Here is a 26,307-nt window from a genome sequence, read left to right as displayed (position 1 = left end):
TTATAGATTAGGGGCAGCCATATTCAGGGCATCATGCAAATCGCTAAAAAGCAACCGGAGCTGAAAGCTTCCGTTGCGAGTTTTACGTTTTAACGTCTGATTTTACCGGATAGGTGAAACCCTTTTGGGTGCTTTAAACAGGAAGCTCCGAATGGGTACACACCTGGCCCGGAACTTGAAACCTCCAACTCTTAACAAAACACCGGGCCTGCTCAAGGCTGCAGCGCGATCGGGTGCATTCCCGCAGGATACGGCTTTTCGAGTGCCGCGCGGATAATATCCAGGTGCACCTGGTTGGTAATAAAGTCGGCATGGGAGGCGTCTACAAATAAAATCGGCAACGGCAGCAGTTTAATATACTGCAGGTAGGTTTCCTGGATCCGTTGCAGGTATGCGTCCGGAATTTTCTGCTCATAGCTGCGCTGTCTTTTTTTGATGTTTTCCTGTAATTTTCGAACCGGTGCATGCAGGTAAATCAGCAGCTGCGGTTGTATCAGCTGTTGCTGTACGATCTCAAACAGGCGCTGGTAAAGCTTGTACTCGTCGTCGGAAAGCGTAACCCGGGCAAACAGTAGTGATTTTGTAAACAGGTAATCGCTGATCGTGAGTTGCTGGAACATATTTTTTTGCACGAGCAGCTCCTGCAATTGCTTATACCGCTCGGCCATGAAGAACAATTCCAGCGGAAAGGCAAACTGCTGCGGGTTTTCATAGAACTTTGGCAAAAAGGGGTTGTCGGCAAATTCTTCCAGCACCAGGCGGGCATTGTATGTTTTGCTCAATGCCGTGGCAAGGGTTGTTTTCCCCGCACCAATATTTCCTTCAATAGTGATAAAATCGTACTGCATGTAACTGGCTGCAAAGTAAGTACAATTTCGAAACCTTATATTTTTTTTACGGCGGAATCATCGCTGACGGTATCAAGCAATTGGCGGATGGTCTGATGCAGTACCGGGTGTTGCAGTTCCGGAGCAATCTCGTTCAGCGGTGCCAATACAAAGCGGCGCTCCTGCATCCGGGGATGGGGCAGGGTTACCCGGGGTGATGTGCAAATAAGGTCGTTGTACAATAAAATATCGATATCGATCACCCGGGGGCCGTACCGTTCGTTCCGGATGCGACCCATATCTGCCTCGATCGTTAAGATCATTTGCATCAGCGGCTCCGGCTGCAATGCCGTGGAAACTTCGAGTGCCTGGTTGTAAAAGTCCGGCTGATGCACCAATCCCCATGCGGCGGTTTCATAAAGGGCAGAGGCTTTCCGGATAGGGCCGATAGAACGGCCAATGAGGGCACGGGCCTGTGCCAGATGGGCGGTACGGTCGCCCAGGTTTCCTCCTATTAATAAATATACCTGGTTCATCCTTTGTGTAAAATAAGATATGCTATTTTTTGTACACGGCCCTTTTACTGCTTAAGCCGGAACCGCAGTGCTTTCGCAGTACTGTATTGCAGCCGCGCCCGCCTCTTTTAATCTCCGCTTTAATAAAAAGGTTATGCATCCCTGCCAAATATCTTTAATTTTGGCATTTCATCAAAAGAAGATTTGTTTTTAAAATTATTATAATGCGTTCCTTTTTTAAAATATTCCTGGCATCCTTCCTGGCGCTGCTTGTTTTTTGCGCCATCGGCTTTTTCTTTTTTATGGGAATGGCCAGCAACGCGGTTTCCAGCTCCATGCCGGTGATCACAGACCCCTCCGTGCTGAAAATTAACCTGGCAGAGCCGTTCACAGAGATCTCTTCCAAGGATGTGCAATCCATGGTGCAGGCAAAATCGCTGGAGGAAACGCCCTCCTTGTATGATGTGATCCGGCTGATCAGGAAGGCGAAAACCGATGACCGGATCAAGGCGATTTACCTGGAGGCGAACGGAAATGCAAACGGATTTGCATCCAGCGACGAGATCCGGACGGCACTGGCGGATTTCAAAAGTTCAGGAAAAGAAATTATCGCGTTTGGAAATACCATGACCCAAAAGGCGTATGCAGTGGCCAATATCGCCAATAAAGTATATGTAAGTCCTTCCGGGGATTTTGAATGGGTGGGATACCGGGTAAGTTACCTGTTTTTAAAAGGGGCGCTGGACCGGTTGCAGATCAATCCCCAGATCTTTTATGCAGGGAAGTTTAAAAGTGCTACGGAGCCGCTGCGCGCGGAGAAGATGACGGAGGCCAACCAGTTGCAGACAAGCGTTTGGTTGAACGATCTCTATGCGGATCTTTTGCAAAAGACGGCAGCGGAACGGAAGCTGGATACAGCGGTTTTGCACCAATGGGCGAATGAGGGCGTCATCGTTACTCCCCGACTGGCCGTGGAGCACAAATTGATCGACGGCGTTCGTTATGATGATGAATTGCAGTCGGAGATTAAGCGGCAGCTGAAAATAGACAGCACGGATAAAATAAATTTTGTAAGTATCAGTCAGTATGCGCAGGTAAATAAAGACCTGGGTGGCAGCGGCGAGAAAATAGCGCTGATCTATGCCGCCGGAAATATTGTGGATGGAAAGGAAGAAGAAGGTGTGATCAGTGACGGTATGTATGTAGATCTGTTGCGAAAGGCGCGGATGGATCCCTCTATCAAGGCCATCGTGGTGCGCGTGAACTCGGGCGGCGGCAGCGCGCTGGCCAGTGATCACATATGGCGGGAAATGAAACTGGCCCGGGCCGTGAAACCCTTGATGGTAAGTTTTGGAGATGTGGCGGCATCCGGAGGATATTATATGGCCTGTGCGGCAGACAGTATTTTTGCGTTGCCCGGCACGCTTACCGGGTCCATCGGTGTATTTGGCGTGATACCGGATATGAGTGCATTCCTGAAAAATAAACTGGGTGTAACGTTTGACGGTGTGAGTACGGGCCCGCTGGCCAATGCCGGCTCCATCGATCATCCCATGACAGAGCAGGAGAAGAAGATCGTGCAGGGCAGCATCGAACGGGTGTATGATCAGTTTAAACAGCGGGTAGCGGAAGGCCGTAAGAAGGATACTGCCTATATAGAAACGATAGCCCAGGGCCGTGTGTGGACGGGGTTACGGGCAAAGGAAATTGGCCTGGTAGACAGTTATGGCGGTTTACAGGATGCCATCAATGCGGCTGCAAAAAAAGCCGGTCTGAAAGAGTTTGCAGTAAAAGAGTATCCGAGGTATGGCAATTTGCTGGAGCGCATCCTGGGCTTTAATAAGAGCAGCAGTGCGGAAACAATGGTGAAGCAGGAGCTGGGTCCGGAATATGCAAAGGTATACCAGCAGCTGAAATCCGTAAAACAAATGACCAACAGCGTGCAGGCCCGGTTGCCGTTTGAATTTTTTGTTCAGTAGGCAGAAGGGATGAGTAAATTATATTGAATGGAACAAATGAAGGATCGTAAAGATGTATTGAATTAATCGGGCATTAACGAATAGAAATGAAGTATCGTCAGTCACGGGCTCTTTGGGCCATTACGAAGGCAAGTTTTAAAGCCATATTCAGCCAGCCTTCTTCGCTTTTTTTTAGTTTGCTGTTCCCGATTGTATTCATCCTCATCTTCGGCGCTTTTACCGACAGGCCGCCGGCTGCAAGAAGTGTGGCGATTGATCCGCTGGGGGATACCACCAGTGCTTTTTTAGACAGTCTTGTAAGCAGCGGATTTATAAAAGTGGTTTCTTATAAAGATACTGCCACCCGCAATGCCGATCTGAGTAAGGGAAAGCTGGATGCCGTATTGCAGATCAGGAGTACTGCCGATACAGCCGGAACGCAGGTATTACTCCGGACCAGCGAAGCGGGGGCCGCGGCCTTGCCGGCATTGATACGTACCATTGATTATGCAGCGCTCCGCATGCAGCTGCATACCGCACATATAAAAAAGAACTATTCCATTCAAACGGAGATCGTGCCGGGGAAAAAGTACCGTTCTATCGACTTTGTACTGCCGGGACAGTTGGGTTTTTCCGTATTGTTTGCGACCTTATTTGGCATCGCCTTTATCTTTTTCAACCTCCGGGAACAACTGGTATTAAAGCGATTCTACGCATCACCGGTAAAAAAACTCAATATCCTGATCGGGATCGGCGTCAGCCGGCTTTTTTTCCAGCTGATGAATGTGGTGGTACTGATCCTGTTCGGTCACTTCTTCTTACACTTTACACTGGTGCATGGAGCGCTCACGTTTGTAGAGATGTTGCTGTTATCCGTGGTGATGTTGTTCCTGCTGATGGGTGTAGGCCTGATCATCAGCAGTATTGCAAAAAATGATACGGTCATCCCGTTAATGATCAATGTTTTCGGATTTCCGCAGATCCTGCTTTCCGGAACCTTTTTCCCTGTGGATGTATTTCCGAAATGGATGCAGCGCCTTTGTGAGCTGCTGCCGCTTACGCAGTTCAATAATGCCATGCGCAAAGTGTCGTTTGAAGGGCTCCATCTTTACGACTGCTGGAAGGAACTGGGATACCTGGGCATCTGGATCGTGGTTATTTATTTCACCGTTTCGCGGATCATGCGATGGGAGTAGGGGTTTGTGCATATACTACTTAGGTATAACAGGCGGCATGTGTTATTCAATTTACATGGTCCATTATCCGGTGATGGCGTTTGTTATGAACAAATTGCAGCTATTGTCTCCCTTTTTCAGCAATCAGTACACCGATTTTTTTGTGAAGCTGCTGCTTTGTTTGCTGGCAGTGGGCCTGGCAAGTGTAACGTATTTTATTGCGATTGAAAAGCCTTTTATGAAATGGAAAATAAAAACGGCGCGCCGGGATCAATAAAAGGTTTGATATTTTATGCTAATATTGCCGGATAAATTTACCATTCAGGACGTTGATTTTTAGTACATGAAATATATAAAGCTTTTCATTTTCAGTGCAGTGGTCCTTTTGCTGGCCATTACCGGCGTAACGCTTTTGCTGCCTTCACATGTACGGGTATCGCGGGCGGTAAATCTGTATGCCGGAAACGACTCGGTGCTGAACCAGGTAAAGGACCTGGCTCAATGGAAAAACTGGTATCCGGGATTTGATACACTGGAACTGAAGGACGCCGTAGTTGCCAACGGAAGGGTGATCAGCGCCTCTGTTAAGAATGTGCAGTTGTGGGTGATCAATAGTTCGGATTCGCTGGTAACTGTTCAAATGAAGAAAGGGGAGCAGCCGGTGCGCAACAGCTGGAAACTGATCCGCTATGCCCATTCGGATTCGCTGACCCTTCAGAATTATATGGAGTTTGACTTTAAATGGTATCCCTGGGAGCGTTTTTCGGGCCTGTTGCTGGACGGCTCCTATGGCCGCATCATGGAACAGGGGCTCAGGCAGCTGAAGGAGCAGGCACACAAATAGCTGGTGCCACAAAGACCCTAAGCCACAAAGTATCACAAAGAAGTAGGAATAGGATGCTTCGCGTTTCTTGGCGTCTTGGTGCCTTTGCGGCCCAAATCTTATCATCAATTTTTGATAAACTCCAGGTTGCGCTGAATACCCTTAAGTTTGGTACGTTTGATTGGCGAGTGTTTGAATACTTTCCGGAATTGTTCTTCCGAAAATGCTTCCCATTCCCTGGTGGATAAGTTCAGGATCTCCGGAAGCGGTGCAAAGGCTTCCTGCTGATGGGGTTTACTGAACCGGTTCCAGGGGCAAACATCCTGGCAGGCGTCGCAACCAAATACCCAGTCCTGGAACTGTCCCTTTACTTCATCCGGTATCAGTGCTTCTTTTAATTCAATTGTAAAATAGGAAATACATTTGCTGCCGTCCACCACTTTCCCGGGAAGGATGGCACCGGTTGGGCAGGCGTCGAGGCATTTGGTGCAACTACCACAAAAATCGTTGCTGTAAGGATCGTCATATTGCAGTGGCAGGTCTGTAATAAGGGTGGCAATAAAGTAAAAGGAACCGGCCCCTTTTACCAGCAGGTTCCCATTCTTCCCGATCCATCCCAGTCCGCTTCTCCGGGCCCAGGTCCGTTCCAGCACCGGCGCAGAATCTACAAAGCCGCGTCCGTTAACCTCACCGATCTGCTCCCGGATATATTGCAGCAGCGCATTCAACCGTGCGCGGATTACTTCATGATAATCCTGTCCGTAAGCATATTTGGAAACCCGGGGGCCATCGGTTTGCTGCAGTTGCGGGGGATAATAATTCATCAGCAGGGTGATCACAGAGCGGGCACCGGGTACCAGCCTGGCAGGGTCGATCCTCAGGTCGAAATGATTTTCCATGTATTGCATTCCGCCGTGCATGCCCTTTGACAGCCATTGTTCCAGCTTTCGGGCATCATCTTCCAGCTGTACCGCTTTTGCGATACCACAGTAGTCGAAGCCCAGCTGCCTGCTGTAATGTTTAATGAGCTGTGTATGCTGTTCGATCGGATTCACCGCGGTAAAATTATTAAATAAACCGGTAAATCTGGTCTGGTTAAAACGGCCCCGGTCGCATCGGCATAATGTGTTATTGGTAAACACCCATGTTTTTTGACCAACCTGCTAAAGAAAGGGCTGCGGGTACCGGAACGGGCCGGGATGCTTCCCTGCTAAAATTTCATAAAATGTTTATTTTGACTGCATTATAGTCAGTTTTTAGTCGACTTTCCTGACAAAATTTCCATAAAAACCGGCTTGGAGTTTGATTTGCTATCACAATACCGGTTACAACGGCCTGATCCTGGATGCGCAGGCATTCAGAATCCAAAATCAGGTAACTTGTGATCATTAACATATATATAAATTATGAATCTGGGAAATTTTACAATTAAAGCAGCGGAGGCATTTCAACAGGCCCAGCAATTGGCCTTTAATGCTAAAAATCCGAATATAGAAGTAGAGCATATCCTGAAGGCGTTACTGGACCAGGAAGATTCACCCGTTGAATATCTTTTAAAGAAAAACAACGTAACCCTGAACCTGGTACATACCAAGTTGGATGAGCTCATTAAAAAACTACCTGTTACCAATGGGGAGCCGGCACAGCAAATCAGCCGCGATGCCAACAATGTTGTTTTAAGGGCGGGGGCTTCATTAAAGCAATTCGACGATGAATTTATTACCCCCGAACACCTGTTACTGGCCATTGTGCAGGGCAACGATGCCACGGCAAAATTGCTGAAAAATGCCGGTCTTACAGAGAAAGGACTGGTTACGGCCATTAAAGATCTGCGGAAAGGAGGAACGGTTTCATCCCAAACACAGTCGCAGGAGTTCAATGCATTGAATAAATATGCGAAGAACCTGAATGAGCTGGCCCGTCAGGGTAAACTGGATCCGGTTATCGGTCGTGATGAAGAGATCCGGCGTACACTGCATATCCTAAGCCGCCGTACCAAAAATAATCCGATCCTTGTAGGAGAACCGGGGGTGGGTAAAACCGCCATCGTAGAAGGCCTGGCCCACCGGATCATCAATGGGGATGTACCGGAAAACCTGAAGTCGAAAGTGATCTATGCGCTGGATATGGGCCTGCTGATTGCAGGTGCCAAGTATAAGGGCGAGTTTGAAGAACGCCTGAAGGGCGTGGTAAAAGAGGTTAGTGGGAGCGACGGGGAGATCATCTTGTTTATTGATGAAATCCATACCCTCGTGGGCGCAGGAGGCGGGGAAGGCGCCATGGACGCGGCCAATATCCTGAAGCCGGCATTGGCGCGTGGCGAACTGCGTGCTGTGGGTGCCACTACATTAAATGAATACCAGAAGTTTTTTGAGAAAGACAAGGCGCTGGAACGGCGTTTTCAAAAAGTGATCGTGGATGAGCCTTCGGTTGAAGATGCCATTTCTATTTTGCGCGGCTTAAAAGATAAATACGAAACCCACCATCACGTGCGCATTAAGGACGAAGCCATCATTGCGGCAGTGGAATTATCGCACCGGTATATTACCGATCGCTACCTGCCGGATAAAGCCATTGATCTGGTGGATGAGAGTGCCGCTAAATTACGGTTGGAAATGAATTCCATGCCGGAGGAGCTGGACCGGCTGAACCGGCATATCCGTCAGCTGGAAATAGAACGCGAAGCCATCAAACGTGAGAATGACGACGAAAAACTAAAACAGCTTAATACCGATATCGCCAACCTGTCTGTAGAACGGGATACGCTGAAGGCCAAATGGCAGGAAGAAAAAGAACTGGTGGAGAAGATACAGTCTGGTAAGTCGAAGATCGAAGATTATAAGATCGAAGCCGAAAAAGCGGAACGCAATGGCGACTATGGCCGGGTGGCAGAGATCCGCTATGGTAAAATAAAAGAGGAAGAGGAAAACATCAACCGGTTTACAAAGGAGCTGAATGACACCGCTGAAAGCCGCTTACTGAAAGAAGAAGTAGACGCAGAGGATATTGCCGAAAGCATCGCTAAGGCTACCGGTATCCCGGTTACCAAAATGTTGCAGAGTGATAAGGAGCGGTTGTTAAATCTGGAAGCGCACCTGCATCAGCGGGTGGTTGGCCAGGATGAGGCCATCATTGCCGTTGCGGATGCCGTGCGCAGAAGCCGGGCCGGTTTACAGGATCCCCGTAAACCCATCGGGTCCTTTATTTTCCTGGGTACTACCGGTGTGGGTAAAACAGAGTTGGCAAAAGCCCTGGCGGAATTCCTTTTTGACGATGAAAGTATGATGACCCGCATCGACATGAGCGAATACCAGGAAAAGCATACGGTAAGCCGTCTGGTGGGAGCACCTCCCGGGTATGTAGGATATGATGAAGGGGGCCAGTTAACCGAAGCCGTACGCCGTAAACCTTACAGCGTGGTGTTGCTGGATGAAATTGAAAAAGCACACCCGGATGTGTGGAATGTGTTGCTGCAGGTGCTGGACGACGGACGTTTGACGGATAATAAAGGCCGGGTGGTAAACTTTAAGAACACCATCATCATTATGACCAGCAATATCGGCAGTCATTTGATCCAGCATGCTTTTGAAGATGTTACTGAAAAGACCGTGGAGGAGGCTACAGAAAAAGCAAAAACAGAGGTGATGAGTTTATTAAGGGAAACCATCCGCCCCGAATTTCTGAACCGGGTAGATGAGATCATCATGTTCCATCCACTGTTGAAAAAAGACATTGTAGATATTGTGAAGATACAGCTGGAGGCCCTGAAGAAGCTCGTAGCCCAGAACGGTATCCAGCTGGAGTTTAGCAATTATGCACTGGAATTTCTTGCAGAGCAGGGGTATGATCCCCAATTTGGAGCCCGGCCGCTGAAACGGCTGATCCAGAAAGAAATTGTCAACCAGCTGAGCAAACGGATCCTGCAGGGAGACCTGGACCGGACCAAACCGGTACTGGTGGATGTATTTGATAATATGGTTGTTTTCAGGAACGAGAAATAGTCCCGGTGGAAGAGGAGATGAATCCCCGCAATTGCGGGGATTTTTTTTTGAAAACCGGGGATGCTCAGGGTGTACATACAAACGATTGATCGTGTTTTGGGTGCCTCGGTTATAGGGCTTTCAGAGGAACGGCTGTTATTCAAAAACGGGAAAGACTAAAATGAATTCAGCGATGCTTTTTATACATTCATAATCAGTTAATTGTGTATGGTTATTTCTTGCCTCAAAGAAAAAATTTGTAACAAGAAAAAAAAAATTATCTTCAACCGCTTTTTTGAGATATTTGTTGTATTTATGTATTGATTTTTAAAAACTTAAAAATCGACGCCGCCCCTTCCAAACCAGAAAAATTTTAAAATTGTATGAGTCTGAAGAAAGAATCTGAAGAAATTATTGAGCCGAAGGACATATTTGTGGGCAAAAAAGAAGCGCCTGTAGTATTGATGGAATTTGGAGAATATGAAAGCGAGGAGTGTGCCCGGGCCAATGAAATTGTAAAACAGATTTTGGAAAATTATGATGGCAAAGTGAAGCTTAATTTTCGCCATTTTCCTCAAACAAGAATTCATCAGAGAAGTTTGAAGGCGGCTGAGTCTGCCATTGCTGCTGCGCAGGAGGGAAAGTTTTGGGAAATGCACAATGTGTTGTTTCAAAACAGAAGGAACCTTGGCACCACAAGCTTAAAATTACATTCCAAGGAAGCAGGCGTAAATAATAAAAACTTTTTAGAAGAACTGGTAAACGGAACCTATGGATGGCAGGTACAGGATGATCTGAAATATGGTATCGACCTGGGGGTAAAAGAAGTACCTACCTTTTTTGTAAACGGCCAGATGGTAAAGGGTAAAACAACCTATGCACTCCTGAGCCAGGCCATTGATGAAGCCCTCAAAGGGGTGAAGAAAAAGCCTGTTGATAAGGCTAAGGCAAAGCCCAAAGCGGAGCCTAAGCCAGAGCCCAAACCAGAACCCAAAGCACCGGTGAAAACAGCGGCAAAAGCGCCCGTAAAAACAAAGACAAAAGCCAAATAATTTTTTTACTATATTCCGCGCTTCGGACGGCTTTGATGCCTGCGGGCGCTATGGATGCCTGGGAGCAACGGAATAGTGAAAAAGAACATCAAAAGGCTGAAACCCTTTACTGTAAAGGGTTTCAGCCTTTTTGGCAGAAATGAGGGGCGCTTAATTGTTAAGCAGCCTGAAGGGCCGGGGCCTTTATTGTTGAAGCGCGGTTGTTTATATTTTTAGGGGTTTGGTTGAAAAAAATTCAAGAAACAAACGGAAAAAATTTTTTTTGTGCGATACGTAAAAAAAATAGAAGATTAAATTTTTTTTATGTTGAATAAATGTGGATATTCGCTGTCCCGCGAAACTTTTTTTATCGTTATGAGAAGATGGTTTTTTGCTGGACTTTTAGGAGAAACATTATCGTAAATGCATCAATAAACTTGGTAACTTCTGATGGAGAAAAATGTCGAAAAAATCTGGTCGAATTGTTTAAAGATTATTAAAGACATTGTGGAGTGGCAGCACTATAAAACCTGGTTTGAACCGATTAAGGCAATTTCATTAAAAAATAACGTGTTGGTGATCCAGGTCCCCAGCCAATTCTTTTTTGAGTATCTTGAAGAACATTACGTAAATTTATTGGCAAAGACATTGAAGCGTGAGTTGGGGAAAGAAGCCCGCCTTGAATATCGCATTATGGTCGACAGCGGAAACAGCAAGAACAAACCGCTGACGATGGATGTTACAGGTACGGGGTATAAAACCTATTCCAATAACGAAATGGATTTTCCACTCGTGATCAATAATCCTGTAAAAAATCCGTTTGTCATCCCGGGCATTAAAAAGATGCAGATCGATCCTCAACTGAACATCAACTATACGTTTGATGCATATATTGAGGGCGACTGTAACCGTGTTGCCCGCCGTGCCGGCAAAACCGTAGCGGAAAAACCCGGAGCCAACTCCTTTAATCCACTGGTGGTATATGGCGGTGTAGGGTTGGGGAAAACACACCTGGTGCAGGCCATCGGTAATGAAGTAAAGAAAACACATCCCAATAAGATCGTACTTTATGTAAGTTCGGAAAAGTTCATCAACCAGTTTATGGACCATAGCCGTAACAATGCGATCAATGATTTTATCCATTTTTATCAATTGATCGATGTACTGATCGTGGATGATGTGCAGTTCTTCAGCAAAGCCGAAAAATCGCAGGACGCTTTTTTTGCCATCTTCAACCACCTGCATCAGTCGGGAAAGCAGCTGATCCTTACTTCGGATAAGTCGCCCAAGGACCTCGAAGGCGTACAGGAACGGCTGCTGAGCCGCTTCCGGTGGGGGTTGAGCGCAGATCTCCAGATCCCTGATTATGAAACCCGTATCGAGATCCTCGAGCGGAAAATGAAGGCCGATGGTTTAGAAATGCCCAAGGAAGTGGTCAAATACATCGCTTATAATATCAACAGCAATGTGCGGGAACTGGAAGGTGCGCTGATTTCATTGCTGGCCCAATCTTCCCTGAACCGGCGGGAGATCGACCTGGATCTGGCAAAAAAAGTATTACGGAACTTTATCAAATCTTCCAGCAAGGAAATCACCATCGATACCATCCAGAAGATGGTATGCGATTATTTTAATGTGCCTTACGATAAGCTGCTGCAAAAGACCCGTAAACGGGAAATTGTACAGGCCCGTCAGATTACTATGTACCTGGCTAAATCCTTTACCAAGAATAGTCTGAAGACTATCGGGGAGCATTTTGGCGGAAGGGATCATACTACAGTTATCCATTCCTGCCAGACGGTTAAGGACCTGATGGATACCGACGCTGTTTTCCGTGAAAATGTGCTGGAGCTGCATCAGAAAGTGCAGTTGGCCGCCATGTAAAGTGTCAAAAATCTTTTTGATATTTTTTCATGAATTTGCACACAATTTTTAGTTTATATAGTTGAGTTTCTATATTTTTGCAACCCCTGTAAGGGATCAGCCCCGGTGAGGTGGATGAGTGGCTGAAATCAGTAGTTTGCTAAACTGCCGTACGGGTTAAACTGTACCGCGGGTTCGAATCCCGCCCTCACCGCAACTAAGATTATTAAATCTTTATAAAGGCCCGGAAATATAATGTTTCCGGGCTTTTTGTTTCCAGCGTTGCCAGAAACTGTATAAAAAATCTGTATGCTACTGCATAATTCGTGATCCTTGATGGGAGCAAACATCAACTTTGCTGATTCGGCTGAAACCCCTCCTGTTAAGGAGTACAGATAAGGGTTCCCCCTAGATCGTTAATGGTCGATTTGCGGCGTACTCAATTATCGCCCTGAGTCATTAGGGGCACCTTCCCAGGTACTGGTGTCGTGGGCATCGTGTTGCTGTATGCCGGGTGTTGTAGTGCTGCTATCCGGTGTTGTAACCGTTCCGTTCAGACGATCCGTTTCTCCGGGGGCTTCATTTGATGGTGCGTTGCAGCTTCCAAACAGGATTACCGCTATCATCATTACAGGGATCTTCATAAAAAATGTTTTGAGGTATTTCAATAATCAGCCAAATACCATACCGGGAAATTTACTTCATCGATGCGTTGCCGCCGCCTGTTGTTTTAAAAAAGAGGCATTGGTATACCCGCTTTCAAAAGTGGTATTGTTAAAATAAATAAACGCATCTTTTTTTATCTGCAGGTCCTGATGCAAGCGGGTTAATTCTTTTTCGGAGTAAGGCGATTTAAATAATTCGGGCACGCCATGCATGCGACGGTATAAAAAATCACCGGTGATGATGTTATCATCGGGAAGACCGGGGTAGCTGACGCTACAGAAGTTAATGCGATGTTTTGTAAGAAGATCAAATACCTCCGCCTGCCACCAGGATACATGCCGGAATTCAATAACATTCCGTTTGTCGGATGACAACTGTTCCACCACATCCGTTAATCGCGCTTCTGAAAAGGCATACGAAGGTGGCATCTGGTAAAGGATGCAGCTTAATTTGTGTCCCAGTCCTTCCTGTACTATCTCTATAAATTCCAGTATCTTATCCTTTACACCCACCAACCGTTTGGTGTGTGTAAGGATCTTATGCGCTTTCACTGAAAAGCAAAAATCAGCGGGCGTCCGGCTTGCTGATCTTTTTAAAGGCCCAACGGTTGGAAACCTGTAGAAGGTATTGTTCAGTTCAAGTGTATTAAATTGCGTGGCATAATACTCCAGCCATCCGGACGCCGGTAATTTATCCGGATAAAACCTGCCCTTCCAATAAGGATAACTGTAGCCCGATGTGCCAATGTAAAGCATCGTTACAGGATTGTATAATGACCGGATTCAGCACGAACGATGGATGTGCTAAGCCCTGGTTTTGAAAAATTGATTTGATATACGTACAGGATGCATTCTATCATCAAGGGGATCTTCTTTTTCCCATAAAAAAGGACAGTACAAACAGTACCAGGAAAATAACGAATAATACTTTGGCGATACCTGCGAAGGCAACGGCAACACCGGTAAAGCCTAATACGGCTGCAATAACCGCAATGATTAAAAAAGTAATGGTCCAACGTAACATAAAATGTATTTTAAATAAGAAAATATGTTATATAGAAGGCGCTGATAACAAATCCGTTTTAGTAAAAAACAAGAACGATGCCAAGGGTAAACACTTGTTTTAATCTTCCGTGTGGCATCCTGGTCAGTTAGTACATGCCGTATGCGGTCGATTATATATGAGGTAATGTACGATATACGGTTGATTTTGCAGATGGGGAATTTTTGACGCAATGGGGAATAACGGCAACACCAGAAATCAGTACGAAGGCAACCCGGATCTTCCGGCTCCCGGCGTTCCGCTGCAATAACCGGTTTTATATCACAAAAATGCTAACGGCCAGGGCTGCTGAAATCCTTTAATGATAAGTTCTGGTTGGTACTTTCACTAAAGCCTGCCGGGTATTTGTATAATTGATATAAAATATTATTTTTGGTTACCGTGCAACAAAAAAGGAAACAAAAATCCAGTACCTGCCAGGGTTAAACAAAAAGGGCGGTTGTCTTAACAATAGCTCTTTAAATGGCACCGGTAATAGAGGGTATGTTCTCCGGATCTTTGCCGGCAGGCACAATGATATCCGTATTAATGGAAACTTTATAATACAATGTACAGAGACAGGCTTTTAAAAACTGAAACTATTGAGTTCTAGTCGTACCTATACGGAGGCGGAGCTGTTTTCCCTGATTGCCGAAGGTAATGAGGCCGCCTTTAATGAATTTTATGATACGCTGTTGCCGGATTTCACAGCGTATATTTTCAAGCTGGTCAAGTCGGAGGATGCGGTAAAGGAAGTGGTTCAGGAAGCATTGATACGCTTCTGGATGCACCGGGATCAGCTGCCGGAGATCCGGCATCCGCGTGCCTGGTTTTTTAGGATCGTGTCAAATGAATGCTACCGCTATCTGCGAAAATCCGGGATTCAGTTAAGTACCTCAAGCCTGGAGGAACAGCCTGCCGGTTTGCTGGAAGGCCCTACAGAAAATCCGGAACCCTATCTGTCTTTCCGGGAAACCCAGCGTATAATACAAAGAGTAGTGGCCGGACTTTCATCAAGGCAACAGATCATCTACCGCATGAGCCGGGAAGAAGGAATGAGTCTTGCCGAGATCGCCGCAGCACTGGACCTCTCACGCGACTATGTAAAGAAAGTGCTGATGACGGCTTTGCAGCTTGTACGGAAGAAGCTGATCGCGGAGGGCCGGCTTCCGGTTATTCTTGTTTTCCTGTTATTAAAATAATTTTTTTTAACCAATGGTCCCTAAATGAACGTTGCGGGGTCTGTATAGATATGCGATGGAAAAAGAACGTCTGATATACCTAATCGGGCAATACACGAATGATGCCGCTACTGCCGCTGAAAGAACGGAACTACAGCACTTCCTGGATTCCGGTACCGACCAGGAGCTGTTTACGGAAGTGGTGACTGCGTTAATGATTGCCCATCAGGACGAAGCCTTCGACAATAGCCCATATGCAGGATTGTCGGCGAAGGTGTTGCAAATTGACAAGGGCGGTATTTATCCGCTAAGAAGAAGGCGGTGGCACTGGATCGCAGCAGCGGCGGCCGTTTTAACGCTGGCAGTATTAGGCGGTGTTTTTTACCAGATGCAAAAAACGGACTGGCAAAAACCGGTCGCGCAAACGGTCATTAAAAATGATGTACATCCGGGCCGGAATGGGGCGGTACTAACCCTTTCAGACGGAAGACAGGTGTTGCTGGACAGTGCGGGTAACGGATTCATTGCCATGCAATCGGGAGCAGAAGTAGAATACAGGGACGGGCAGATATTGTATAACAAAGGCGCAGCTGCTGTTGCCGTTACCAATACCATGACTACAGACCGAGGCCGGAAGTACCAGTTAACACTGGCGGATGGCACGAGGGTTTGGTTAAATGCGGCTTCTTCCATTCGTTTCCCAACGGCTTTTACCGGTGCAGACCGGAGCGTTTCAATTACCGGGGAGGCCTATTTTGAAGTAACAAAAGATGCAGCAAAACCCTTTCATGTAAAAGTGAATAATATGGAAGTAGAAGTACTGGGCACTCATTTTAACATCAATGCATATGGGGACGAACCGGTCATAAAGACCACCTTGCTGGAAGGATCCGTTAAAGTAACCAAAGGCGCCGGCAGCCAGCTGTTAAAGCCTGGGCAGCAGGCTCAATTAAATCAAAACGATCAGCTGAAACTGATAACAGATGTAGATACCGGTTACGAGATGGCGTGGAAGAATAATGAATTTAGTTTTAAATATACCGATCTGAAAACGGTAATGCGGCAGCTGGCACGTTGGTACGACCTGGATATAGCTTATGCGGACGGTGCCCCGGTTGAAAAGCGGTTCAGCGGCACCTTGCCCATGGATGCAATGGCCTCCCAGGTATTAAATGTGCTGGAAAAGAGTGGCGTACATTTTCGATTGGAAGGGAAAAAACTGACCGTATTACCCTAAGTGTTAATACAATTTTGATCCGAATAGCTTGTTAAAAGCGAAACCTGTAAAGGTTGGCAGGCTTGCCATTTTATTTTAGTGATTGTCATCAATTAAAAAAATGCGATACATTTTTAGGAGAATTATTTGCCCTGTAAAAAAAGAAGGGAGCGCTAAAAAACTGCTGTTGTTGGGAATGATTTTCTTTTCAATTCCTTTTAACGGTCGGGGTCAGACAGTGACATTGAAGGCCAGTAATGTTGCGATTCAATCGCTCTTCCCGGAAATAAAAAAGCAGACGGGCTATAGCTTTTTTTATGATGTGGATCTGATTGCACGGGCAAAAAAAGTGTCCGTCAATATTAAAAAGCAACCCCTGAAAGCGGTGCTGGAACTTTTATTTTCGGGGCAGCCCTTTACCTATTCCATAGAAGGCAGGATTATTACGCTTAGTCCGCTGCCGGTACAAAGACCCACGGCCGCTGTTCAAACGCAAATCGAAATTGTTGTGGTACAAAACCAGCTGGTACCGGGAGCCGTGAAAACAAAGACCGGCGCCGCGATACCCGGTGTTACCATCAAAAAAACGGGGAGCCGAACGGCCATATTTTCCGCAGATGCACAGGGCCAGTTTATTATTTCATTAAGGAAAGGTGATAAATTATTGTTGACGGCCGTTGGATTTGAAGATGCTGAAATTGAATATGCGGGGCAGCCGCAACTACAGATCGTTATGAACCAGGAAGTGACCCTGATGGAGAGTATTGAAGTTTCTGACGGGGATTTTTTCAAGAAGAGAAAAGTACCATGGACGGATACCGTTGATCTTACTCATCGCAGTCACCTGAACCTGGGGCAGGTATTGCAAGGCACCGTGCCCGGGCTTACACTACAAAATTCATCTCAAAGCGAGCGGGTACTGAGCGGACTTACAGTAGGCCGTAACGGATCGTTTCAGGACCTTGAATATCTTAAACAGACATATGCAGATTTAAAGAAACAGATCCCGCACTATATGGAGTTTGATAAGTTTATTGCTGCATTGATGCAAAGTAGCTCGCTCATCAAAGCCAATTACGGTACGTCTGTTAGCAACAACGGTCTGATACCTCAATTAAGGGGTGTGAGCGGCTTCAATGGAAATACTTCAGGAATGTTGATTGTGATTGATGGTTTTCCGCAGAAAGGGTTTCCCGCAGATTATCCGATGAATAATGTAGAATCAGTAAAAGTGATAAAAGACCCCGAAGAACTTGCAAAATGGGGGCCGGGGGCTTCGGGAGGTGTGATCTTGATTACCACAAAAAAAGGTACTTCAGGCAAGATAGAACTAAACTACAGCACCAATCTGTATTATGCACCGGCACCGGTCTTTAATCGTAAGGCGCTGCGTTTGGCTTCATCGCCAGATGTGCTGGACTATCTTAAAGCTGCCTCTGATTCGGGATTTATCAATTTAGCCCAAAAAAGGGGAAATGGGTTTACCTATGACGGATTTAATAAAAACCCGGCTCAGCAGTTACTTCAGGGCTTAATAACAGGAAGAATTTCGGGAGAAGCCTTCAATGAAAAATGGGATTCGCTTGCTGCAATCGATAACGAAGCACAAATGCACCTGCTGCAGCAAAGCAGTTTCCGGCAGAACCATATGCTTACATTATCGGGGAGCACAAAGGGGTGGCAATTTCGTGGTACCGGAAGTTATAATACGGATCGCTCTACAGCTCTCAACGATGAGAACCATGGTATGGGTTTGAATTTGATGAATAATTTTGACTTGCTAAAGGGCAAACTCAGGGCTACCTGGTTTGCAGCTGTTGGCAGACAAAAAGGGCGGCGGGGTTCTTCGTTTGATCCTTTAAATAATAGCCTTCAGCCATATCAGTTGTTACTAGACCCTCAGGGAAATTATGTATATGATTATTCAGGATTCAACCCGGATGCCAATGCGATCCTGGAACACTATGGATATGAAAACCATGGTGTCAATCTGTTGCAGGACGCCCGGGTTAATAAGCAGTTTACCAACGTATTGAATCTTCAATCTAGATTGAATATGGATTGGAAGCTGTTGCCTGGCTTAATATGGACCACCGCGTTGCAATATAGTTCCACTGAAAGCAACAGCCGGTACCTGCAGGATGCTTTAAGCAGCCAGACAAGGCAATTGATAAATAATTATGGCAGCCCGGTTACCGACGAGGAGGGCAATATTTCCGGGATTGATTTTTATGTACCGAGGGGCAGCATTTTGAAGGAGTTTAACGTTCGGGCACTGAGCTGGAACCTGCGCTCTGCGTTATTGTACGACCGTTATTTTGGGCAGCATCATATTGCCATCAGTTTGGGTGGCGGCGGTTTCGATAATACACAAAAAAGACCTTCATATAATACAATATATGGGTACGATCCGGAAACGGGGGGCCACCAGGCGGTGAAACTTCCTTCCGCAGACCCTCAGAGTGCGCTGTCTAAATATTATACATCGCTGCCGTTGCCAACATCCATCTCCACCATTGGCTGGGGTGCGCATACGCTTTCATATCCTTATACGTTATTAACACCCAATGCGGGCGACACAAGCGTTAACCGGGGACTTAACTGGAACGGTAATTTCAGCTATTCGTTTAAGAATATTTATATGTTGAAAGGTCGCTATAACGCAATCCTCAATCCCAGGTACGGCAGCAATCCGCCCTTCAGCCGGTTTGATAATTATTATGGAGAGGCAATATGGCGTCTGTCAAACTATTCATTTATACCCTTACCCGAATGGATAAGCGATCTTAGTCTATCATCCGGGATTTCAGGGATGCAAATGCCGGATCTGCCGGTGCAGATCAATGCTATACGCAGCCTGCAGAATAGCTGGAATAATTATGGCATTTGGGTTAATGAGTATAATACGGCGCAGCAATCCGGCCAAAGCATGCACCATGTTTTTGAGAAAATGAGCCTCGGATTTGACCAGAACCGGTTCCGTTTCGATATCAGCTATAATACCCGTCGTTTGCAAAACAATGCCAATGGAGCGGATACGGTCATCAGGTATATCGGTGTTCAGTCGAAACTGAATTTGAGAAATGCAGCGTTAAAATTATTGGCCGGATATGGACGCTCGCCCGAGGGGCAGCCGCAATCCAATATATCAATGCAATATGATATAGCCCGGGAATCTTATTTTCATTCGAAAAAGATCAGCAGCTTATCGCTTGACTATATTCTTCAGCAAATCAGTTCCTTTCAGGGCATGGAGCTGATGGCAGATACCTATGTTCCTGAATCCGGCGGCGGATATAATATAGCTGTAAGCAACAATTTTGGATTGTTGCCGCCAAGAGTTAAAAATATGGAAGTACATGCCGGGATCGGTTTTTTAAAAGACCGGTACCTGTTGGATCTGCGTTATTATCATAAAACCACCGACGGGCTGAATAATAATACCCAACAACCCGTAGATCCGGCTACCGGACTGCAAACGCAGGTTTCCTATAGCCAGATCATAAATAAGGGGCTTGAATTGTATCTCAAAGTACAACTGATTGCACGAAAGAAATTGAATTATACGGTTATTTTAAATGGCGCGTACAACCAAAGCATCGCAGAGAATGTGCCGGTTGTAAACTATTCCCAATCCGTATCTTATTTAAGCGCCCCCAGAAATGGGTTCAATACGGATAATCTGTGGAGTTATCGATGGGGTGGGCTTGACCCGAAGGGTGATCCGCAGATTTATACTGCCAACGGACAAAAAACAGCTGCACCAGACAGTGCAATCCTGGCCTCGGCATTGGTGTATAGTGGTGTTACGCGGGCGCCGTATACCGGAGGTTTTATACAGGAATTGAATGTTAGCGGTTTTTTTGCCAGGATAACGATGTTGTTTAACCTGGGCCACGTGATGCGGGAATATATTCCTGTACCATCCGGGGCTATAGATAACAGTGTTTTAATACGTGACCGCTGGCGTAAACCGGGTGATGAATTGTTTACAAATGTGCCGGCGATGGCCAATACCAATGCCACCAACGCACGGGCCTTTATTACCCAAAACGCCACCAACAGCATTCTTCCGGCAGATTATATGCGTCTTCAGGAAGTACAATTCGGCTGGCAATTACCCCGAAGTCTGCTACGGCACTTGTTTATTAAAGATCTTACCGCGTCGGTACAGGTGTTGAACCTTGCTTTTTGGGCCAGGAACAAATATCATATAGATCCCGAAACGGTTGCCAGTGGCGGGCAAATAGGACTTACGCAAAATCCAAGGCAGTATTCCTTAACGCTTAATGTCGATTTTTAATTAATAACAACGAAAAAAAGACACAGATGCAAAATAGAAAAGCTTTTTTGAGTATAGTGCCACTTTGTTTATGCATGTTGCTCTTGCTATCCGCATGCCGGAAATTCTTAGATCAACCGGCGGGTACCACTGTCATTAATCCATCTACGATAAAGGACCTGCAGGAAATGCTCAATCACGATTCCATAGCACTTTGCAATTTTATTCTGGCTGATATTATGAGCGATGATATGAAGATAAGCGATAATGCGCTGCAACTTGATACTTCATCTTATTATGCACGGACTTATTTGTGGGGCAAGGATATCTGGAACTCCGGAGATCCTGATTTTATATACAACAGTGCCTATCGCCGTATTTTACAAATGAATATCATATTAAACAAGATTGATGCAGTTGAAGGTAGTGCACAACAGAAAAATATACCGCGGGCTCAGGCGCAGATCAACCGCGCCTGGTATTACCTGCAGTTGGCTAATCTCTACGGGCCGCATTATCAAAGCACAACAGCCGCTGCTGATTTATCGGTGCCGTTGATCCTGCAGCCTGATGCCGGCACATTGCCGGCAAGAGCTACGGTGCAGGATGTTTACAATCAGATATTGAAAGATCTGAATGCTGCGGTGTCGAATCCCGATCTGCCGGATATGGGTGCAACGATCGTGCAACCCGGCAAAGCCGCTGCGCTGGCCTTGTTGGCACGTACGTATTTATATATGGGCAATTATCAGCAGGCGGAAGAGGCAGCCCATCGCTCACTGGTCATGCGGAATGAACTGCTGGACTATAACGTTCATTTTATTCCGACCACTTCTTTATTGGATTTGTCAAAAAACCCGGAAACATTGATGGGGAAGCTCCGGATGGATTACTCCGGATTTTATTCTAAATATACTTCTTCCTTTTTTATCAGCAAGACACTAGGAGACCTTTTCGATACAAATGACAATCGGCTTATAAAGTTTTTCAAACAGGACGGAGATGTTTATATACTAAACTGGATTGATGGGGGGCAGGATCTTACCTATATGTACTTTAATTACAGTATCGGCGTGCCGGAAGTCTTGCTCACAGAGGCCGAATGCCTGGCGCGACGGGGAGATACTGCGGGAGCTCTGGCGCTTGTGAACCGGCTACGACAAAACCGCCTGATCCAATACACTCCAATAGAGGGCGCTACTGATGTATTGGCCACAGTATTACAGGAGCGGAGAAGGGAACTGTTTTATCACGGCGGCCTGCGGCTCTTTGATCTGAAGCGGCTTAACAGGGATCCCCGTTTTGCACAAACACTTCAACGGACAGCCGATGATGGAAGTACGGTATTAGCTGTATTGGAGCCCGGCGCACCGCGCTACCTGATGCAGTTTTCTCCACTCATTATTGCCAATAATCCTCATATGATACAGAACCCAAGATAACAAATTAAAGTGTTAACAATGATCTCAACCCATCGGCTTCGTAAGGATCCCTGTTCGTTTACTTCCATTGCATTGGGTGATGAGCGGGCGTTTAACGAACTGGTTGTAGCGCATATGCCTCATCTAATAACGGCTATTGCTGCTATTACCAAATGCCGGCATACAGCAGAAGATATTGTACAGGATACCTTTTTAAAACTATGGTCAAAACCGGAAGCGCTTATTTATGAAAATCCGGGCGGATGGCTGTACCGGGTAGCTGTGCATGCGGCATATAAATACCTTAAAAAGGAAGCCAAAAGAACAGCTTTCTTAAATGGCTTCAAAGCAATTAATGAACCCGTTTGTGCGGCTGCGGAGAACCGGTTGATCAGTAAGGAACGACTGGGTCAGCTAGAACAGTTATTTGCCCGCTTACCAAAAATGCAGAAAAAAGTATTCTGGCTGAGCCGGGAAGCAGGATTGAGCCGCGATGAAATTGCGGACAGGCTGGAAATATCCTGTAATACCGTTAAAGTACATTTAACCCGGGCACAGCGTTTTTTCAAGGAGCAGTTAAATGCCGTTGGTCTTTTCCTGGTTTTTTTCGGATTTAATATTTTTTGTTCAAATGTAAGTAATACCAAAACCCAACGCGAGGATTTATATAATACAGGTAAAGGTATTTATCAAATGCTGCCTGAAAAAAATGAAGATGATTTTTTGAATGATGAAATTTCATTGCGTATTACAGTGACCGATGAAAACCGTTTGATACCACCTGGCCGTGGGTAGCTACGGCAAAGATAAGCGACCTGGTTGTTACAGCTAGAAGCAGGCGTGAACCCTGTTAGCAACGTACCGTATTTGTTTAGTCATTTATAACAAGAACCATGATACTTAAAACTGAAAACCTATCGCATAAATATACCAGTACCTGGGCGATCCGCGATATTAATATTGAAATTGCAGACCCGGGTATCATCGGGCTGCTGGGATCTAATGGCGCCGGTAAATCCACTACCATGAATATCATTTGTGGTACGTTAAACCAAACGGAGGGGAATGTATATGTCAACGATATTGATTTAAGAAAACATCCGCTCGAGGCAAAAAAGCAAATCGGTTTTTTGCCGCAAATTGCGCCGTTGTATACAGACCTTACCATTGATGAGTACCTGGTATATTGTGCAGAGCTACGGCTGATGGAGAAGAATAAAATAAAGGCCGCCGTAGAAGAAGTAAAGGAACGCTGCGGCATTGCACATTTCGCCTCCCGGCTGATAAAAAATCTTTCAGGCGGCTACCGTCAGCGGGTGGGTATTGCCCAGTCCATTATCCATAAGCCCAAACTGGTGGTAATGGATGAGCCAACCAATGGGCTGGACCCTAACCAAATGATTGAGGCGCGAAAACTCATCCGGGAAATTGCAGAAGAACATACGGTGCTTTTTTCATCGCATGTATTATCAGAAGTAAACCTGCTTTGCCGGGAGGTGATCATGATTGAAGGAGGGCGAATCGTTTTTTCGGATAGCATGGATGCATTTAACAACTATGCACAATCCAGTGCGGTGCTGATGCGGATGGATCATCCGCCGGCGGTAGCTGAATTACTAAAGGTTGCAGGTGTGACAGGGGTGGATTTTGTTTCGGACAAGCAGGCCAGAATACATTTCGAGGGCAGTGAAGAAGAGGTTACCGACCGGCTGGTTGCAGCCAGTGTGGCCGGTGGCTGGCGCCTTAAGGAAATTAACCCGGATAAGGGTGTGCTGGACGATGTGTTTAAACAGCTGTCCCAAACCGCAGGGCAATAGTTTTTTCATAATGGCATATTGATACGTTTTATGGCGAAAGCCAGCCGGGAGCCTGTTGCTGCTGCCGGAACGGGGATGCTATCAAATTAAAAAAGTAAAAGATCTGGGATGCGATTAATACTCAAAATAGCGAAGAACGAGTTACGGAATCTCTTTTATACACCGGTGGCCTGGTTTACCTTGATCGTTTTTTGGGTGATGTGTGCATTTTTCTATACACACCGCCTTCAACGTATTGGGCCCAGGATGTATAGTACGGCTAAGGAATACCCCTATCTTCCTCATGTTAATCCGGGGACGCTCACCGAAGGGTTTATCACCGGTCCTGGTTCGGGTATGCTCTCGGACGTATTACAATACCTTTATTTGTTTATACCATTGCTTACTATGGGGATAATCAGCCGCGAGTTTAATGCTGGTACGTACCGGTTATTACATTCATCGCCGTTGCGGCTGCGCCAGTTGATAATCGGCAAATTTTTAGGTGCTACCTTTTTTAACCTATTTTTTATGGTTATGCTGGCCGCTTTTATGCTAACAGCGGCATTCGATATAAAATCCATTGATTATGGGTTATTGGTTTCGGCAAGCATAGGTATTTTCCTGTTGCTTTCTGCTTATACGGCCGTCAGCTTCTTTGCTTCCAGCCTTACCCGCTATCCGATCGTAGCAGCGGTGGTCAGTTTCACGATCCTGATTAGTTTGAATAAAATAGATGCATTGTGGCAACAGTATGATTTTGTAAGAGACCTTACCTATTTTCTTAGTCTCAAGGGTCGAACAGGAAGAATGCTAAAAGGGCTTATTACTACCAGGGATATCATTTACTTTATGATCATCATTGTGATGTTTGTTTCTTTTGCCTTATTGGTAATAAAGAGTAGTATGCAGCAAACTTCACGTTATCTTAAAGTGGGGAGATACCTGGCAGTTATTATTTTATGCCTGACGGCGGGCTATTTTTCATCCCGGCAAAATGCCATCGGATACCTGGATGTATCCGCAGGAAAAACGAATTCACTGCATCCTAAAACACAACAGCGCCTGCAACTACTTGATGGGGCACCAATGGAGGTGACCCTTTATACAAACTTGTTACCTCCGGATCCCAACAGGCAGTACGCCTTTATTGGGTTTCCCGAAAACATGAATGCATATTTGGATTTATGGGAGCCTTACCGGAGATATAAGCGGGATATCCGGTTTAAGTATGTGTATTATTATGCTCTTGCGCCCGGCGATAGTTTGAGATACAAAACTTTTCCGGGAAAAAACCTGGAACAGATTGCAGGCCTCACGGCACGGGCTATGAAAATTGACGCATCCTTGTTTATGGGACCGGAGGAGATAAAAAAAATAATAGACCCGGGTGTATTGGGCTATGAAAGGGGCATGAAAATAACCTGGAAAGACCGTTCGGTTTATATCAGATACTTCCCTTCAAAAACCGGGGAGTCTATATTTAATGGTGTTGAGGCAACCAGTGAACCTCCTTTTAATGCCGCTTTTCAACGCCTGGCAGGTGCGAGAATGCCACATGTAGGGTTTGTTACCGGGCAGCTGGAGCGCAGTATTACCAAAACCGGCGAGCGGGAATATGCGTGGCTGAATGAATTATATCCCCTCGGCTTCGACCTGGACACGCTGAATCTTAAAACACAAAACATACCGGCTGATATTACAACCCTGGTTCTTGCCGATCCAAAGCAGGAGTTGAGTGCCGGCGTGGAAGAGAAGCTGAAAAGCTATATTTCCCGTGGTGGTAATATGTTCATTCTGGGCGAACCGGGGAAGCAAAATGTGCTGAATCCTTTGTTACAACAACTGGGCGTGAAATTGCTGCCCGGTCAACTGGTACATCCTTCATTTCATAATGAGCCGGATGTAATATCGTGCTATGAAACTCCCTTCATATATGGATTGGCCGATGAGTATCGTTTATCAATAAACCGGCGTTTGATGAAGGTTACGAACTACCGTATACCTTCCGGTGATACATCCGCTTTGGTAATGAACGGTGTTGCCGGACTTTCTTATAACAAGGACAGCGGCTTTAATATGGCTCCGTTGATTATGACCATTCCGGAAAAATCATGGCAGGAAATGGGAAAGCTGGTGCAGGACTCGGTGGTACCACAGTTTGAACCGCAACGAGGAGATCTGAAAGCGCATTCCTATCCCGTTGCCATAAAGCTAACAAGGCCTTTTAAGGGAAAAGAGCAGCGCATAGTTGTTACCGGGGATGCAGATTTTGCGAGCCCGTTGCGGTTGGAAGGGAACGCATATTATGTACGTGGTATTTTTAGCTGGCTGGATTATAACCGGAACCCGGCTTATACATTGTTCCCTTTTCCCCGGGATAACTGGCTCTTAATGACGCCTTCCTGGGTGAAACTGGAGCGGCTGACTTATGTATGGGTCATTCCGTCGCTTTTATTACTGCTGGGCATTGTACTGCTGGTAAGAAGAAAAAGGCGATAACGATAAATCGCATTGATACACGGATCCGAA

General features: G+C 46.0%; 20 protein-coding genes and 1 tRNA gene. 15 read left to right on the top strand and 6 right to left on the bottom strand.

All coding sequences use genetic code 11. The features are described 5' to 3' along the window. Positions 1-212: 212 nt before the first annotated feature. Positions 213-848 carry a deoxynucleoside kinase gene (locus tag LQ567_RS23155; protein ID WP_231008255.1) on the bottom strand — a complete coding sequence of 212 codons (636 nt, stop codon included), beginning with the start codon at positions 846-848 and terminating at the stop codon, positions 213-215. A 35-nt stretch (positions 849-883) separates the two neighbouring features. Beyond that, positions 884-1,363: a 2-amino-4-hydroxy-6-hydroxymethyldihydropteridine diphosphokinase gene (gene folK, locus LQ567_RS23150; RefSeq protein ID WP_231008253.1), complete on the bottom strand. Its 480-nt coding sequence runs from the start codon at positions 1,361-1,363 to the stop codon at positions 884-886. Positions 1,364-1,566: 203 nt separating this feature from the next. On the opposite strand from folK, the gene sppA reads away from it, so the two are divergent. The 4 genes from sppA (at position 1,567) to LQ567_RS23130 (ending at position 5,319) form a co-directional block, all read left to right on the top strand. Then, positions 1,567-3,321: a signal peptide peptidase SppA gene (sppA, locus tag LQ567_RS23145; RefSeq protein WP_231008252.1), complete on the top strand. Its 1,755-nt coding sequence runs from the start codon at positions 1,567-1,569 to the stop codon at positions 3,319-3,321. Between the two features lie 86 nt (positions 3,322-3,407). Continuing rightward, complete coding sequence (locus tag LQ567_RS23140) at positions 3,408-4,496, top strand: ABC transporter permease (RefSeq protein ID WP_231008251.1); 1,089 nt, start codon at positions 3,408-3,410, stop codon at positions 4,494-4,496. A gap of 37 nt (positions 4,497-4,533) precedes the next feature. Beyond that, the gene (locus LQ567_RS23135; protein ID WP_231008250.1) at positions 4,534-4,752 is read left to right on the top strand and encodes an acyltransferase family protein; all 219 of its coding nucleotides are present in this window, start codon (positions 4,534-4,536) and stop codon (positions 4,750-4,752) included. A gap of 66 nt (positions 4,753-4,818) precedes the next feature. Continuing rightward, positions 4,819-5,319, top strand: coding sequence for an SRPBCC family protein (locus LQ567_RS23130; RefSeq protein ID WP_231008249.1), 501 nt, complete (start codon positions 4,819-4,821; stop codon positions 5,317-5,319). Between the two features lie 104 nt (positions 5,320-5,423). Here the strand turns inward: LQ567_RS23130 and queG are convergent, their stop codons facing one another. Continuing rightward, positions 5,424-6,353, bottom strand: a complete 930-nt coding sequence (gene queG, locus LQ567_RS23125) for a tRNA epoxyqueuosine(34) reductase QueG (RefSeq protein ID WP_231008248.1) — start codon at positions 6,351-6,353, stop codon at positions 5,424-5,426. Positions 6,354-6,704: 351 nt separating this feature from the next. Here queG and clpB point away from each other — a divergent pair, with 351 nt between their 5' ends. From clpB to LQ567_RS23105, 4 genes are all read left to right on the top strand, one after another. Continuing rightward, a complete protein-coding gene (gene clpB, locus LQ567_RS23120; RefSeq protein WP_231008247.1) occupies positions 6,705-9,299 on the top strand; it encodes an ATP-dependent chaperone ClpB in 2,595 nt (864 codons plus the stop codon). 362 nt (positions 9,300-9,661) lie between these two features. Next, positions 9,662-10,330 carry a DsbA family protein gene (locus LQ567_RS23115; protein ID WP_231008246.1) on the top strand — a complete coding sequence of 223 codons (669 nt, stop codon included), beginning with the start codon at positions 9,662-9,664 and terminating at the stop codon, positions 10,328-10,330. Between the two features lie 429 nt (positions 10,331-10,759). Beyond that, on the top strand, positions 10,760-12,193 hold the full coding sequence (gene dnaA / locus LQ567_RS23110; RefSeq protein ID WP_018625847.1) for a chromosomal replication initiator protein DnaA: 1,434 nt from the start codon (positions 10,760-10,762) through the stop codon (positions 12,191-12,193). Between the two features lie 104 nt (positions 12,194-12,297). Then, positions 12,298-12,386 (top strand) — tRNA-Ser (locus LQ567_RS23105). Between the two features lie 229 nt (positions 12,387-12,615). Here the strand turns inward: LQ567_RS23105 and LQ567_RS23100 are convergent. From LQ567_RS23100 to LQ567_RS23090, 3 genes are all read right to left on the bottom strand, one after another. Beyond that, positions 12,616-12,816 (bottom strand): hypothetical protein, encoded by a 201-nt coding sequence (locus LQ567_RS23100; RefSeq protein WP_231008245.1) that lies wholly within the window; start codon positions 12,814-12,816, stop codon positions 12,616-12,618. A gap of 57 nt (positions 12,817-12,873) precedes the next feature. Continuing rightward, positions 12,874-13,593: a DUF72 domain-containing protein gene (locus LQ567_RS23095; protein WP_231008244.1), complete on the bottom strand. Its 720-nt coding sequence runs from the start codon at positions 13,591-13,593 to the stop codon at positions 12,874-12,876. Positions 13,594-13,696: 103 nt separating this feature from the next. Next, entirely contained in the window at positions 13,697-13,861 is a 165-nt protein-coding gene (locus LQ567_RS23090) for a DUF1328 domain-containing protein (RefSeq protein ID WP_231008242.1), read from the bottom strand. Positions 13,862-14,481: 620 nt separating this feature from the next. Here LQ567_RS23090 and LQ567_RS23085 point away from each other — a divergent pair. From LQ567_RS23085 to LQ567_RS23055, 7 genes are all read left to right on the top strand, one after another. Continuing rightward, entirely contained in the window at positions 14,482-15,081 is a 600-nt protein-coding gene (locus LQ567_RS23085) for an RNA polymerase sigma factor (protein ID WP_231008241.1), read from the top strand. Between the two features lie 55 nt (positions 15,082-15,136). Then, on the top strand, positions 15,137-16,297 hold the full coding sequence (locus LQ567_RS23080; protein WP_231008240.1) for a FecR family protein: 1,161 nt from the start codon (positions 15,137-15,139) through the stop codon (positions 16,295-16,297). A 223-nt stretch (positions 16,298-16,520) separates the two neighbouring features. Continuing rightward, positions 16,521-20,579, top strand: coding sequence for a SusC/RagA family TonB-linked outer membrane protein (locus tag LQ567_RS23075; protein ID WP_231008239.1), 4,059 nt, complete (start codon positions 16,521-16,523; stop codon positions 20,577-20,579). Between the two features lie 26 nt (positions 20,580-20,605). Continuing rightward, the gene (locus LQ567_RS23070) at positions 20,606-22,000 is read left to right on the top strand and encodes a RagB/SusD family nutrient uptake outer membrane protein (protein ID WP_231008238.1); all 1,395 of its coding nucleotides are present in this window, start codon (positions 20,606-20,608) and stop codon (positions 21,998-22,000) included. Between the two features lie 18 nt (positions 22,001-22,018). Further along, complete coding sequence (locus LQ567_RS23065) at positions 22,019-22,774, top strand: RNA polymerase sigma factor (protein WP_231008237.1); 756 nt, start codon at positions 22,019-22,021, stop codon at positions 22,772-22,774. Between the two features lie 98 nt (positions 22,775-22,872). Further along, positions 22,873-23,796, top strand: coding sequence for an ABC transporter ATP-binding protein (locus LQ567_RS23060; protein ID WP_231008236.1), 924 nt, complete (start codon positions 22,873-22,875; stop codon positions 23,794-23,796). A gap of 108 nt (positions 23,797-23,904) precedes the next feature. Continuing rightward, positions 23,905-26,277: a Gldg family protein gene (locus LQ567_RS23055; RefSeq protein WP_231008235.1), complete on the top strand. Its 2,373-nt coding sequence runs from the start codon at positions 23,905-23,907 to the stop codon at positions 26,275-26,277. The last annotated feature ends 30 nt before the right edge of the window (positions 26,278-26,307 follow it).

The sequence above is a fragment of the Niabella pedocola genome, assembly GCF_021044425.1.
GTDB classification, from domain to species: domain Bacteria; phylum Bacteroidota; class Bacteroidia; order Chitinophagales; family Chitinophagaceae; genus Niabella; species Niabella pedocola.
Note: the sequence above shows the minus strand (reverse complement) of the source record. Positions and strands in the feature narration are given on the sequence as shown.